Source organism: Dysosmobacter sp. Marseille-Q4140, from assembly GCA_018228705.1.
Lineage (GTDB): Bacteria > Bacillota > Clostridia > Oscillospirales > Oscillospiraceae > Oscillibacter.
Window position 1 is genome coordinate 644,361 of the sequence record CP073694.1, and the last position, 13,849, is coordinate 658,209.

Consider the following 13,849-nt stretch of genomic DNA (forward strand, 5'->3'; position numbering starts at 1 on the left):
ATTTATGAAACCGCCGCTCCGGCAGTCACATTCCCACACACCGTCAGCCACACACGCCGTCAGATCTCAGCGCAGCTTCCACCTTCCGTGCCAGAGCCAGGTAGTTGTCCCATTCCTTGGCTCGCTTGGGTTCCTCTGTAAAAGGAAGCCCCGTCAGATCCGTCAGGGACTGCGTGCGCACCACCTGCTGTGCCAGCAGGTCGAAAATACTGTTAAACCCGGCGCCAATGGTGGAGATATAATCCGGAGAATGATATTTGGACTGCCGGTAATAGGGCTTGAGCTCCGAATCCGGGATGTCCTCCTGACGGTCCGCGAAAATCTCATCATATGACAGAGAAACGATCTTCCCGCTCTCCAGCACGACCTGAAGCCGGCCGGTAACGCCCGGCTCCACCTGCTCCGCATAGCCGTAATACCGCTGGCCGGAGGGAGTTTCCAACCGTTCTGCGATCTCCTGCGCCAGAGGAAGCATAGACCGCTTGATGCTGTTGGAAGCGCCGGTCAGCAGATCGAACTCGCCGGTCAGCCGGTTTTCCGCCACCATCTGCGCCTCCAGGTGGGTCAGGCCATTGACCAGCACAACGCCCGATTTGGCGGTTCGCTCCTTGGTGGCCTGAAGGAAACCGTAATCCGACAGCCGCTTGGATACGCCCTGATAGCGCTTGATGTAATAGGTGGGGTTATTGATCTCGTTGAACTCCACCATGCGGATCCGCCCATCCTCCCGGACTACCTCCAGGATACCGTGGTATCCCTTGTCTCCGGGGAAATGAGGGGCGAACCAGTTTTCCGCCCGGTAATAGTCGCCTTTTACCAGTCCCATCGGCGGCTGGACGGTCCAGAACAACTGGTCCAGTATGTTCACTGTCTTTTCGCGCTTTTTTTCCGCCATATCTGTATCTTCCTTTCTTCTCTCCAGCTCCGCCGGAAAAGCATTTTCCCAGGCTTGAAATCAATATTGGGGACAACTATAATAATGAAGATAGTCGAAGCGCGCAAAAGGCGAGCCCTTTTTGTCTTTTCCCGGGTTTCATTATAGCATAGGGGCCGTCCAAACAGATTATACGAAACTCTGGTAAGCAATCGCAATTTGAGATACCCTGCGCAAAGGAGCGAGATACAGATGAACACCGAACACCTGACTTATATTTTGGAAGCATTTAAATGCGGATCTGTCAACAAAGCGGCCCGAAATTGCTATATCTCCCAATCTCATCTCAGCTCCATCATCAAACATGTGGAGAACGAAATCGGCTATTCACTGTTTCACCGAACAGCCAGCGGAATTGTCCCTACGCCAGAGGGGCTGGTTTTCATGAGCCATGCGGAAAAAATCGTCACAGAACGAAACAATATTCAAAATATCCCGGAAGCCATGGCGGAAGACGACAGTCTTTCCATCGTCTGTGCCCGCTCCGCGTTTGTCCTTCAATGCTTTTTTGATTACAAGCAGCGCTATCCCAACCACAACAGCACACATGATAAATTTCTGGAGGCAGGTCTGCGGGAAAATCTGAAGAACATCGTGGCGCGCAACTGCCGCCTGGGCATTTTGGTCATGTTTGAGCAGATCATCCCCAAATATATGGATCTGGCAGATCAATACAATCTGGAACTGACGATCCTTCAGCACTCTATCCCGGTAACCGCCTTCATGTCAAAAAATCACCCGTTGGCAACGGCGGAACATATCTACATTGACGATCTGGCAAAATACCCTTTTATTGCCGACGCCCATATTGACCACGACGATACACTGGAAATCCTCGGCCTCCACAGAAACACAGATCTGCTGTATATCTGTGACCGGGGGACCATCTTTGACGCCGTTTGCAAAGGAAACTATATTTCCATCGGCATCAGTATTCCGGAAAAGGATGCGCAGCGGCTGAACTGTGTCTGCCGCCCTATCGCGGATGGCGCCCCCATGTCCGTGGGCCTCCTTTATTCTCAAACATTGGCCCTTCGACCTCAGGAAAAGCACTTTATCCGTTATTTGAAGGAGCAGCTCCACAGGCGCTATTCCAGCAGCAGATAACGGCTTCGCACGTTCTCATTCTCCCATGTGGCAGCTCCCAGCCATGCCGCACACAGGATATCTCCCGACAGTTATTCTGCCTGCTCCGCGAGTTGCAGATACAGGCGCCGCCGACAGCCTGACCCCCAAATGACGGACAGCCCGGAACACAAATCAGCGCACCGGGGAGGGCCATAGCCCTCCCCGGTGCGCTGTAAACTTTCAATTCATAGGCCGCATACAGATTTGATAAGCAGCCTCTAAGTCAGACAGTCCACTCATTGCCCGGCGCCGCTCCGGACGGCTTGATAACTTCGGATAAAGGCGAGCGGGTCCTCCCGCCGGAGGTCGATCTGGTCGTTTTCCGTACCCAGAAGTATATACAAAGGTTTCTCGCCCGGAGTAAAGCTCCCGATCCAGACAGAGAATGTTTTATCAATAGGATAAACCCGTATGTAAAGGCCGGATCCAACCTCTCTGGAGTCATATAGTTCAAAATCCTCCCAGGACAGACTCTCGCCCTTCTCCGACAGGGTTCGCACATCCTCCAGGGTCAGCCGGGGCTTTCCGGACTCCCCGGCAGGGCTGTCCGAATCGCTTTCAGGCCATTCCAACAGCTCCATGAGGGCACGAATACCGGATGCGGAGCTACCGGCCTCCGCAAAGCTCTCATACCCCAGAGACTGGAGATAGGCGTCGTTTTCAACGCTGGAGCCCGCATAGCCGGCGGTCCCATCAGGCCCGGCGCATCCGATGTTGACCTCTGACAACTCCGGAACCAAAGCCAGCATCAGATCCGGAACGGCGTTCTGCATCGTCCGGAAAGCATCCTCGTCCGTCACCGCGTCATACCAGATCACAATTCCTGTTTTTGCATAGGGTGGGAAAGTATTTGTACCGCCAGGCCAGTACGCGCCGGTATGCATGGCCGTCAAAAACTGCGGTTCCTCTGCCAGGTCGTAATACTGCAGTTCGTAGTCCCCGCAGGCAAATGCCCCCATGGCATCCAGCAGCGTGCGGAGCGCCGCCTGAGCACCATAGTCCTCCGGATCACGCAAAGTCTCCACCCGCAGGTCATACAGCATCTGAGCCAGGTCCAGCGGCAAATCCTGATAGATCTTTGCAGTCTCGGAAGAGATCGCCAGCCGGTACTGGATCACCGTATCATTGACCTTTGCCAAACTCCAGCCGTCGTGGTAAACACAGATTGCTCCATCCGTCTTCTGAGAGAACAGCACGCTGTACAGCACCACACTGTCCCCCGCGTCCAATGAATAGGTTGCTTGGGACGGGCCACTTGCAGGGTGCCGGAGCCTACCACACTGCCCATCCCGGTATACCGAGTCCGGGGCAGCTGGTCCGTCCGCTCTTTCGTTGCTCCGTTTTCCTCACACCAGGTAGTCACCTCTCCGGAAAATCCTCCGGAGGGGAGGACCGACGACTGGGCCCGCAGGGTAAAGGTGCTCCTGTGGGACATCTCATCCCAGTCATCCTCCTGAAATCCCTCAAGCAGTATCGGCTCACCTGAAATCAGCCGCCCGTCCTGGTAGATCTCCTGGTAAACCGCATAAGAGCGAACCGGCGCTTTCAGCGTCATCGTCACTTCCACACCGTTTCCCACCGCTTTTGTGTTGACCGTGCTTTTATTGTCAGCGTTGGTCCCGCACACCACCGCCAGAACAACCACCACCGCCGCGGAAAGGATCACCAGCCAGAGTTTGGCCTCCTTCCACCGCAAAACATTCTTTACCCGGTCCCGGGTGTCCCCCTCGCCGAAAGCCAGCGGCGCTCCGGCGATGATCTTCCGCCCGGTGGCCAAGCGCAGGAGGGACGCGGAGTAGTCTGCCCGGACGGCCTCGCCCAGCTTCTTCATCACCGCCTCGTCGCAGCTCATCTCCATATCCCGGCCCAGCAGCACGAACATGAGCCACACCAACGGGTTGAACCAGTGAATGCAAAGGGCCAAAAACGCCAGCAGCTTCACCACATGGTCCAGCCGCCGGATGTGGTGGCGCTCATGGAGCAGGATGTACCCCCGCTCCCCCTCCGGCAGGGCGGAAGGCAGATAGATTTTCGGCCGGACCAGCCCCAGCACGAAGGGCGTGCTGATGTGGTCCGCCAGGTAGACACTCTTTTCCAGAGGCACCGCTCCCACCAGCCGCCGGCGCAGGCGGAGCAGGGACGCCACGCCGTAAATCACCAAGGCAGCCGTACCTGTCATCCAAAGGATGGTGGCAATGGCCATGGGAGCCTCCAGGGGATCGGCCACCATCTGCTCCTCCCCCCGAGGCAGAGCCTCCGTGATAGCCTCGCCCACTCCGGGCACCGGCAGTGTCACCGATGGCTCTGGATTATGGACCACGTCCCGGGGTACATAAGCCGCCGCACTGGTGTGGGCTGTCACCTCCGTCACCGGCGTATCCAGCAGTCCCATCAGGGAGATGCCCGCCGTCAACGACACTGGGCACAGCAGCCGGAACAGCACCACCAGCCACAGCGCGTAAGAACAGGCCCGAGGCGCCCGCCGCAGGGCCAGCCGGGCCAAACGGACCAGAACGATCACCACGCTGGCGGTCAGAGTCATGTTCAAAATGATGGGCAGCAGCTCATAAGCGAGGAAATCTCCCATCACTCATCCCTCCCGGCTCTGGTCGATCAGCCTTTGCAGCTGAGTGATCTCCTCCTCGGACAGCTTCTTCCGGCTGGTGAATGCGGCGAGAAACGCCGGCAAGGACCCATCGAAGGTCTCCTCCACGAACCGCTCCGACTGCATGGCGTGGAATTCCTCCCGGGAAACAGCAGCAGTGACGGTGCCGCCATCATTGCGGAACAGCCCCCGGTCGCAGAGTTTTTTCAGCACCGTGTAGGTGGTGGACTTTTTCCACGCCAATTCCTCCCGGCACAACTTCACCAGTTCTCCGGAAGTCAGAGGCTCGTGGCTCCAGATCAATTCCGCAAAGCGGCTCTCAATCATCCCCAGTTTCATTTCATCCATACCGATCCCCCTTTCAAGTCTATTGATAATAGACCTATCTTTTGAAGGAAGTCTATCACAAGTAGACCGCATTTGTCAAGCCGCATGCCGCTGTCAAGAGCGAGAGAGAAACTTGAGGCAAATACAGTGCGCCGGACAGTCCCTCTTTTCCGTCCGGCGCACTGCAAATCCTGTTGTCTATCCGGCAAAAGCTCCCTGGCCAACCATTTTCAAAGTCGTTCCCGAGCCGTTTCATCCGGTCATCCGCACAACGCGCATTCGCGCCGCCAAGGAGGGATTCTCCAACGCATTCAGTCCCCACGCTTTCCGCCTAGACCGGTATGCAGGCCACCAGTTCGAACCGTCCGGCTTTCGCACCGGCCCCCAGAGTTCCGCCATAGCGGCCGGTGATCTCCCGCATACCAGGAAGCCCCAGACCGTGGGCGGTTTTGTCCGCCTTGGTGGTGGCGAGGTCCGGCGCCACTGCCTCCCCCAGGGCGTTTTCCACCCGCAGCATAAAAAGGCCCTTCTGGACCCGGCACCGGACTGAGACGGTCTTGTCCTCCGCCCGGACCGCCGCCTCCATGGCGTTGTCCAGAGCGTTGCCCAGCAGGGCCGTCAGGTCCAGATCGGAAAGGGGCAGCTGTTCCGGCAGGGTCACGGAGAAGTCCGGGGTGAGGCCCGCCTGCCGCATAGCCTCCGCCTTGGCGGTCAGGACGGCGTTGGCGGTATCGTTTTCGCAGATCCGCCCGGCGCCGCTCAGAGCCGGGGAGCCGGCGAGCTCTTCCAGGTAGGAAAGCGCCCCTGCTGTGTCCCCCTGCTCCAGCCGTCCCCGGACTACGGTCAGGTGGTTCCGCAGGTCGTGGCGCAGCGTCCGCACCTGGCGCTCCTGCTGCCGCAGGCCCTGATAGTAGACCTCCCGCACCGAGGCCAGCTGGCTGGCCTGTTCCAGTTTCTCATGGTCCGAAAGCACCAGCACCGCCCGCAGCAGCATGACGGAGGTCAGCAGTACAAAGGGCAGCACCACCAGTCCCAGGTTCATGGCCTGCACGTATGCCGCAGGGGAGTCGTATTTCGTGTACGTCAGCAACACTACCGCCGCCAGGGCACAGAAGGGCATGGCGGCAAGGCCCAGGGCCAGGCGCCACAGCCGGGACGACAATGTCACCGGCTCTGCCGGCAGACGGCGCCGCAGCAGAAGGTACAGTCCCCCGAACACCACCGGCCGGGCCAGCCGGGTCACGACGTCATAGTCGTCCAGATCCCCCAGGTAGGTGTCCAGCAGAGCGCACACCGACATCACCAGGCAGAACACGATCAGGCTCATGGCGAGCCTGCCCACCCGGTCGCCCCGGGTGCACAGGAAGAACACCGCCAGAAAGACCGGCAGGGTGTAGAGCAGGTTGGGGTCCCCCACCCAGATCACCATGCCGCTGCTGCCGGTAAAAAGAAGCAGCAGAATGACCCGCCACCACCATCTTTTCCGCATAGAGAGGAAGGGCACGGACAGCCGGCAGATCACATACCCATTGAACAGAGCCAGAACGTACCAGAGCCCGCCTTGCAGCAGCTGCCGCAGAAATTCCAGGAATCGTTCTCCCATTTCCTATTCCTCCAGCTCTGCCCGGGTCAGGGCCAGCAGGGCATCAAACAGGCAGGAGCGGCTGATGGGCAGACGGGTGCCGTCGGTCAGCACCGCCTCGCTGCCCTCCACCCGGTCCACCGCCGCCGCCCGGACCAGATACCGCTGGTGGAGCCGGACGAAGCCGCTTCCCACCTCCGCCGCTACGGCATCCAGTTTGCCGTAAAAGGTGTACTCCCGCCCTGACGTGACACACTTCACCTGCCGCCGGTCGGAGACGAAGTATAAAATATTGCCGATAGGGATGCGGTAGTGGGTGTCGCCGCTGCGGCAGACGTAGGCCCGGTCCAGCTCCCGGTACAGCGCCGCCTGGGCCCGGTCCAGCACCTCCTCCAGCTGTTCCGCCTTGGGCGGCTTCATCAGATATCCCAGGGCCCCCACGCTGTACCCGTCAAAGACATGGTCGGCATAGCCGGTGACGAACACCATCTGGAGCCCGCCGTCCGCGGCCCGGAGCCGCCGGGCGGTCTCCATGCCGTCCAGCTCCCCCATCTCCATGTCCAGAAACACCAGGTCCAGTTCCCCGGCGTGATGCCCCAGCCAGCGGAGCAGTCCCTCGCCGGAGGAGAACTCAAAAAACTGCCCCTCTATCCGCCGCCGCTCCAGCACCCGCTCCAGGGCAGAGCGAAGCACCAGCCGGGCGTCGTAAACATCATCGCAGATGCCGATGCGCAGCATCCGTTTCCCTCCTTCTTCTCAGGCCCCGCCTTTGGGCGGGGCCTTTTTGCGGGCCTCACCAGCCCGGCGCTGGGGCTATTTTACCATGAATGCCTCGTTTCTCCAAACCAAACTTGACGGCAAACGCGCCGTTTATGACATCCCGGCAGCGAAACATTCCAAATTTGACATCCTGCCTGCCGGGAATGACGGCCCCGTTTGCGGCGGTCATCCCGCCGCGGTAAGCTGGTGCCAACAAGGAGGGACACAACATGACCAACACCATCACCACCCCCCGCTCCAGGGTCTGGAGCGTTCTCACCACCCCGCCAGTGCTGCCCCAGGAGGGCCCACGGCTGAAAACCAACCTGGATACGGACCTTTTGAAGCTCATCGCCATCGTCTCCATGCTGATCGACCACATCGGCGGCGCCTTCTTCCCGGAGATCGGCATTTTTCGCTGGATCGGACGGCTGGCTTTCCCCATCTTCTGCTACTGCCTGACAGTGGGTCTGCTGTACACCCGGAGTGTGAAGAAGTACCTGCTGCGGCTGGGGATCTTCGCCCTGGTGAGCCAGCCTTTCTATATCCTGGCCTTCCACCCGGTATCGGCGTTCTGGGAGAACCTCACCAACTGGAACATCTTCTTCACATTGTTCCTGAGCCTCCTGGCCATGGCCGGGCTCAAGGAGCGGAAATGGTGGCTCTTTGCCCTGGCGTTCTTCGCCGTCAGCTGGTGGAATTTCGACTACTCCGGCACCGGCATTCAGCTGATGCTGATTTTCTATCTCTGCCGGAACCATCCCAAGGTGGGCGCGGCCCTCTACTGTCTGAGCTATCTTCCGGCTCTCTGGACCGGCTGGCCGGAGGACCCCTTGTGCCTGGCGGTGGGCGGATGGAGCGTGGATTGGTCCATCTTCGCCATCCTGGCGGCTCCGCTCATTTTCCTGCCCCTGCGGTCCCGGCTGAAGATCAACAAGTGGTTTTTCTATGCTTTTTACCCTGTCCACTTGGCGCTCATTGCCCTGGTGCGGAATCTCATGTGAATTCTGAAAGGAATGACCAATATGCTGACAGTAAAAGACCTGCGCAAATCCTACCAGGTGGGAAAAAACACTTACGAAGTGCTCAAGGGCGTTTCCCTGGAGGTGGACAAGGGGGAGTTCGTGGCGGTCATGGGCCCCTCCGGGTCCGGCAAAACCACCCTTTTGAACTGCATCTCCTGCTACATCCCCTCGGACGCCGGTAGCATCTTGCTGGGCAACACGGAGCTGGCCCGGCTGGATGAAGATGCCCTGGCCCAGGTGCGCAACCGACAGCTGGGCTTTGTGTTCCAGGATTTCCTGCTGCTGGACGGCCTTACCGTCCGGGAGAACATTCTCCTGCCCGCCATCATCGGCGGTGCCGTCTCCGCCATGACGGAGGCCCGGGCGGACCAGCTGTGCGACGTGTTCGGCATCTCCGCCATCCGGGACAAGTACCCGGCGGAGATCTCCGGCGGCGAGAAGCAGCGCACCGCCGTGGCCAGAGCCCTCATCAACCACCCCCTGCTGATCCTGGCCGACGAACCCACGGGAAACCTGGATTCCAAGTCCTCCCGGGCGGTGATCCGCTCCTTTGAGCAGGCCAGGTCCGTTCTGGAAGCCACCATCTTCATGGTGACCCACGACTCCTTCGCCGCCTCCTTCTGCGACCGGGTGGTGATCCTCCGGGACGGCGTGGTGTGGAGGATCCTGGAGAAGGGCTCCCTGGAACGGAGCGCTTTTCAGGATCAGCTGCTCCAAGCCATCCGGGACATGGGTAAGGAGTGAGACGATGCGGACATTTACTCAAGTGTACGCCGCCCTGCGGCGGAAAAACAAGGGACAGTACGCCCTGCTGAGCGGCTGCTGCTTTTTCTCGGTATTGCTGATCACCGCCTATGTGTGCATAATGCGCTCCCCCACCATTCTCTCGGTGCTGCCGGAGGGGGGCGACAGCCGCAAGCAGGTGATGATGGTGTTCGTCCTGGCGGTCATTGGCTGCGCCGTGTTCACCACTTACGCCGCCGGACTGTTCTTCCGGCAGAAATCCCGGGAGACCGGTGTGTTTCTGGCGCTGGGAGCCTCCCGCCGGCAGCTGAAGGCGGAGCTGCAAAGGGATCTGGCAGCCATCGCCGTTGGCTCCTGCGCCGTTGGTGCCATTTTGGGCAAGCCTCTGGCCTGGGGACTCTGGCAGGTATTCCGAGCTCTGGTGGTGGATACAGAGGAGATGGATCTCTCCTTTGACCCGGCAGCCTACACCTATGCCTTGGCCTTTGCGGCCTATGTGACCGCTATGCTCTTCTTTCTGGGGGGCCGCTCCATCCGCAGGACCAACATCATCGACGTGGTTCAGGAATCCCACACCTCGGAGCCCATCCGGGCGGTAAAGCGCTGGTACGGCTGGACGGGTATCGTCCTGGCGGCTGTGGGCGGCTTCTGTGGCTATATCGCCCCGGCGGTGTTCATCCGTGGTCTCCACTGGTATCCTCCGGAGGGCCTCACCGCCGTTTTCTACCTGCCCGCGCTGGCGGGGCTGTATATGATTTTGCTCCACACCGTAGCCAACGGCTGGGGCGGCAGTCGACGCAGGTACAAGGACATCATCTCCGTATCCCAGATGCGTTTTCAGGGCCGCCAGACAGTGCGGAACATGCTTGTGATGACCGTGCTCATCGCCGGGGCCTACTTCGCCTCCTTTTACGCCCCCATGCTGGGCACCGGCACTATGATGAGCTATGATGCCCGGCCGGTGGACTATGCCTATCACTTCCGCGCCGACCAGGACATTCCTCAGGAGGACGAGGTCCGCTCTCTGGCGGAGGAATATGGCGTTGCCATTGCCTCTTGGACCCAGGCCCCCATGGCCCGGCTGGCAGTGGACGGAACCAGACATGTGGAAACCGAAGGAACTCTGGGCACCACTTGGGAGAGCGTTTACTATGAGCAGGCCGAATCCGACCTTTTCCTCTCCGAGTCCGCCTACAACGCCCTTACCGGAGAAGATCTGTACCTGCGGCCCGGGGAAATCGCGGGGATCATGGATGCCACTGGCGACGGCCAAGGTATTTTCGGCGGAGAGGTCACCCTGGTCACCAACCCCATCACCGGGCATCGCTGGCGGGTGACCATGGCGGAGGACCTGCGCAATGACCTCCTCTTTGGCCGCTATGTGGTGGACGACGCCGACTACGAGGAGATGACCCGCGGCCTCCCCGACGACTGGCGGGAGGAGATGGTATTCTTCAACGTAGAAAACGACGAGGAGACCTATGGCTTCGCCAAGGCCCTCTTTTATGAGATCGTGGACTGCTCCGGTCCGGAAGTCGCGCTGTATGACAGCTTCGATCCCATTGTGCGGGAGATTGAGCTGACTGAGACCGGGGAGTACTTTCTGGACCCGGAGACCTGCGAAAAATATGGCTTTACTCCCATCGACTACGGCCAGAGGGACAGCTCCAACTTCCGGATCTACTGGCAGTACATGCCCCAGTTCCGGGTACTGGACAAGGCGGACTTCGTCAAGACTACGGCGGTATTCCTGGTGCTCTTTCTCTTTATCGCCATTGTGTGCTTTGCCGCCGTCATCGTCATCGCCTTTACCCGCTGCCTCACTATCGCCATCACCAGCCGGCAAGTGTATGACGACCTGCGTCACCTGGGCGCGTCAAGGGAATATCTGTTTCGTTCTGCCCGCAGCCAGGTACGCCGGGTGTTTCTGGTTCCCGCGGTGACCGGCACCGCCTTGATCTACGGATTCTACATCATGATCATGTATTTCAACGACAGCCGTCTGACCGCAGGAGAGGCCGCCGGGCTTGGCAGCTGCCTGCTTCTGGTCCTGATTGTGTCTGTGGGGCTCTACGGAGTCTATCGCCTCACCCGCCGCAGCGTCTGCCGCAAATTGGGTATTTATTTATAGTAATCCTACGCCATTTCCAAAAACAGCTCTGCACCACGTCTTTTTCGCTTGACGTCTATAATATGAATAGAACAACGGTGAGACCTTTCGTCCATTTCCCTCCTTTGCTATTTGTGCCAGTACAATTATGCTTACAAAATGTCGCAGATTCCCCGTCTTTCGCGCCATTATATTATTGTGGTATGTCGTATTACCCACCCGAATTATAAACCCAGCCCCCAGGATTTTAGGTTGCCAAGCACTCTGCTAAAATCTAGAGCTATCACTGCCGTTACACATTTGCAAGGCTAAATACAGTTACATTTTCTGTAAGCTATAAGATCTCAAGTTTCTATGGCAAGTCGTTTTCAGATTCTGATAGTTTGTAATCCTCCATCTATTCATGAAAGCAATTTCGCGCTTAACCTCTCTCCAAACGTATGAGCCCCGGCGTCCTATGGACGCCGGGGCTCTACGTATAGGCCCGCCTTATATTAGTTTCCTATTCCCATTCTCTCTCATTAATAATACCTATTGCAATATGTAAGTGAATAGCATTTCCCATACATTCCTCTATTTTTAAGGTCAAATTAACACTAAAAAGCTCCAAAATTGTAACTTGACTTTGATATGTGAGCCAATCCTATCACTTAATTTTTCATTTTTTGCGCAGTGCACTTTTCCCAATATGTACCGTAGCATTTTATTGAATCGACATTAATTCCTCCGCCTTATGTAAATATTCTATCCCCCTTCTAGCGCATGTATCCTCATCAGGAAGCGGCAAGATTTCCAATGTAATATAGCCCATATATTTTTGCTTCTTCAAAATCTTCATTATCTTTAAAAAGTCAATACCTCCAGCCCCTGGATACTTTCGATTATTCTCTGCGAAGTGAACATACCCCACTCTTTTTCCAGCATACCGGGTAGCCATCTCTATATCCGTCTCTTCGATAGCCATATGATGGGTATCGATGTGTATTTTTATGTTATCCCGCTGAAGCGAGTCAATAAAATCACATGTCTCTATCACAGAGTTCAAATAATTATTTACATAAAAATTAATTGCTTCCAGGACAATTGTAACCCCGTGCTTTTTTGCTTTTTCACTCAGCAGGCACAATTCTGTTTTAAAGCGGTCCATATAAACTGCCCGGTCTCCTCCATCCGGAATATTTCCTCGGACACATCCAATGATGACCGGACAATCAAACGCCTCCGCTAATTCCACATCATAAAATAGTCGCCGCCGCATTTCAGCCCTTTTCTCTTCATCATCATCAATCATGGAGAGGCCGTTCAGCGAATATTCCAGTCCAGTTGCAATTGCGCAAATTTCCATTCCTTCAGCTTCACACGCCCTCTGATAGGCGCATACATCTACCTTATGGGCATCCCGAAGCTGCAGTTCAATTCCATCATATCCCAGCATCTTTGCTTTGCGGATAACATTGTGAATCTCATCTCTGTATACCACCGGAGCAGACAGTGAAAGCGGTTCCGTTGCAATAGACAGTCCAAATTTAAAATTTTTGTTCACAGTTTTCTCCTCGCCCGTCTGTTTATACAGTTTCATCCATAACGATCATTGCCTTACCGGGTGTACCTCCGGTAACTTTCAGTTCTTCAAATCCTTGCTGCAATTTGGAAAAAGGAATTTTCTTGGTAACGAATTTCTGAATGTTCACCTTTTTATTTGCAGCTAAGCGGAGCACAGTTTCAAACTCGTCCGGGAAATGGCCTTTTGTCCCGTTCCATACCACTTCTTTGAGGACAAACGCAGCATGGTTGATTTTCATTTCAGGACAGTACGCAATCGACGTCAGTCGCTTTCTCGCCCGCGGGTCAGGCTTGAATGCGTGCTCCAGAGCCCCATTCACAGCGGAAGATGCTGCGCAGCAATCCAGGACCACATCAAATCCGCCTTTCGATATTTCCTGATATTGCTCAAAAAGATCAGGATCATCTGCTTTCAGTACGTAGTCGCAGCAATTAAAGCTGCGAATCACATCGATTTTCTCCGGCACAATTTCTGTAATCGCAATCGTCCCAGCGCCGAAGGATCTCGCCCACTCGGCAGCCCCGCAGCCCTGGATCCCGCCTCCCAGAATCAGCACTTTATCATTTGGCTTAATTCCAGTCCTAACAACCGCATGCAGAGAAACAGCTAACGGCTCTAGCAAGGCTCCCTCTTCATTGGAAACAGTTTCAGGGAGCTTGAAAAAACTGTTGGAAAACCAAGTAGTATATCTGCTGTAAGCCCCTGGATGGCTCATCTCTCCGCCTTTCCAGGTATAGACTTTACGGTTACGACAAGCCTCAAAATTTCCAGCCAAGCAATCCGGGCAATGGCCACAGAATTCATGATAGATATTCTGCGTATAGCCTGCTACGCGGTCGCCTTCCTTGAAATCACTGGTACCCGGATCAACGATCACCCCTGAAAACTCGTGACCCATCACCTGTCCAATATGCTCCTCCCCATGTTTCCACCACTCAGTATCCGTACCACAGATACCCACATGCGTCACTTTTACCAAGGGAGTCCCGTTGACTTTAAAGTCTTCGTCTATGAACTGAAACTGTTCTTTTCCCGCAAGGATCGCGCAAGTGTTTTTCATATGTATCTCTC

The 13,849-nt window shown here is 56.6% G+C and carries 12 protein-coding genes; 4 read left to right on the forward strand and 8 right to left on the reverse strand.

Annotated elements, in window-relative coordinates:
• Positions 1 to 43: 43 nt before the first annotated feature.
• Complete coding sequence (locus tag KFE19_03130) at positions 44 to 895, reverse strand: FMN-binding protein (GenBank protein ID QUO38521.1); 852 nt, start codon at positions 893 to 895, stop codon at positions 44 to 46.
• Between the two features lie 231 nt (positions 896 to 1,126).
• On the opposite strand from KFE19_03130, the gene KFE19_03135 reads away from it, so the two are divergent.
• Positions 1,127 to 2,041, forward strand: coding sequence for a LysR family transcriptional regulator (locus KFE19_03135; protein ID QUO38522.1), 915 nt, complete (start codon positions 1,127 to 1,129; stop codon positions 2,039 to 2,041).
• A 257-nt stretch (positions 2,042 to 2,298) separates the two neighbouring features.
• Here the strand turns inward: KFE19_03135 and KFE19_03140 are convergent, their stop codons facing one another.
• The 5 genes from KFE19_03140 to KFE19_03160 all read right to left on the reverse strand — a co-directional run bounded on the left by KFE19_03140 (position 2,299) and on the right by KFE19_03160 (position 7,314).
• On the reverse strand, positions 2,299 to 3,201 hold the full coding sequence (locus KFE19_03140; GenBank protein QUO38523.1) for a hypothetical protein: 903 nt from the start codon (positions 3,199 to 3,201) through the stop codon (positions 2,299 to 2,301).
• A complete protein-coding gene (locus KFE19_03145) occupies positions 3,177 to 4,649 on the reverse strand; it encodes a hypothetical protein (protein QUO38524.1) in 1,473 nt (490 codons plus the stop codon). Before KFE19_03145 ends, KFE19_03140 begins: the two co-directional genes overlap by 25 nt.
• A gap of 3 nt (positions 4,650 to 4,652) precedes the next feature.
• Positions 4,653 to 5,015 carry a BlaI/MecI/CopY family transcriptional regulator gene (locus KFE19_03150; GenBank protein ID QUO38525.1) on the reverse strand — a complete coding sequence of 121 codons (363 nt, stop codon included), beginning with the start codon at positions 5,013 to 5,015 and terminating at the stop codon, positions 4,653 to 4,655.
• A 310-nt stretch (positions 5,016 to 5,325) separates the two neighbouring features.
• On the reverse strand, positions 5,326 to 6,597 hold the full coding sequence (locus KFE19_03155; GenBank protein ID QUO38526.1) for a sensor histidine kinase: 1,272 nt from the start codon (positions 6,595 to 6,597) through the stop codon (positions 5,326 to 5,328).
• A gap of 3 nt (positions 6,598 to 6,600) precedes the next feature.
• Positions 6,601 to 7,314 (reverse strand): response regulator transcription factor, encoded by a 714-nt coding sequence (locus KFE19_03160; protein ID QUO38527.1) that lies wholly within the window; start codon positions 7,312 to 7,314, stop codon positions 6,601 to 6,603.
• A 251-nt stretch (positions 7,315 to 7,565) separates the two neighbouring features.
• On the opposite strand from KFE19_03160, the gene KFE19_03165 reads away from it, so the two are divergent.
• Genes KFE19_03165 through KFE19_03175 form a run of 3 tightly spaced genes read left to right on the forward strand, consistent with a single transcriptional unit; the run spans position 7,566 to position 11,235 of the window.
• Complete coding sequence (locus KFE19_03165; protein ID QUO38528.1) at positions 7,566 to 8,339, forward strand: fimbrial assembly protein; 774 nt, start codon at positions 7,566 to 7,568, stop codon at positions 8,337 to 8,339.
• 21 nt (positions 8,340 to 8,360) lie between these two features.
• Complete coding sequence (locus tag KFE19_03170; GenBank protein QUO38529.1) at positions 8,361 to 9,104, forward strand: ABC transporter ATP-binding protein; 744 nt, start codon at positions 8,361 to 8,363, stop codon at positions 9,102 to 9,104.
• Positions 9,105 to 9,108: 4 nt separating this feature from the next.
• Entirely contained in the window at positions 9,109 to 11,235 is a 2,127-nt protein-coding gene (locus KFE19_03175) for an ABC transporter permease (GenBank protein QUO38530.1), read from the forward strand.
• A gap of 682 nt (positions 11,236 to 11,917) precedes the next feature.
• On the opposite strand, the gene KFE19_03180 is transcribed toward KFE19_03175, so the two are convergent.
• Complete coding sequence (locus KFE19_03180) at positions 11,918 to 12,793, reverse strand: sugar phosphate isomerase/epimerase (GenBank protein ID QUO38531.1); 876 nt, start codon at positions 12,791 to 12,793, stop codon at positions 11,918 to 11,920.
• A complete protein-coding gene (locus KFE19_03185; protein ID QUO38532.1) occupies positions 12,780 to 13,838 on the reverse strand; it encodes an alcohol dehydrogenase catalytic domain-containing protein in 1,059 nt (352 codons plus the stop codon). The genes KFE19_03180 and KFE19_03185 overlap by 14 nt, the downstream gene beginning before the upstream one ends.
• Positions 13,839 to 13,849: the final 11 nt, after the last annotated feature.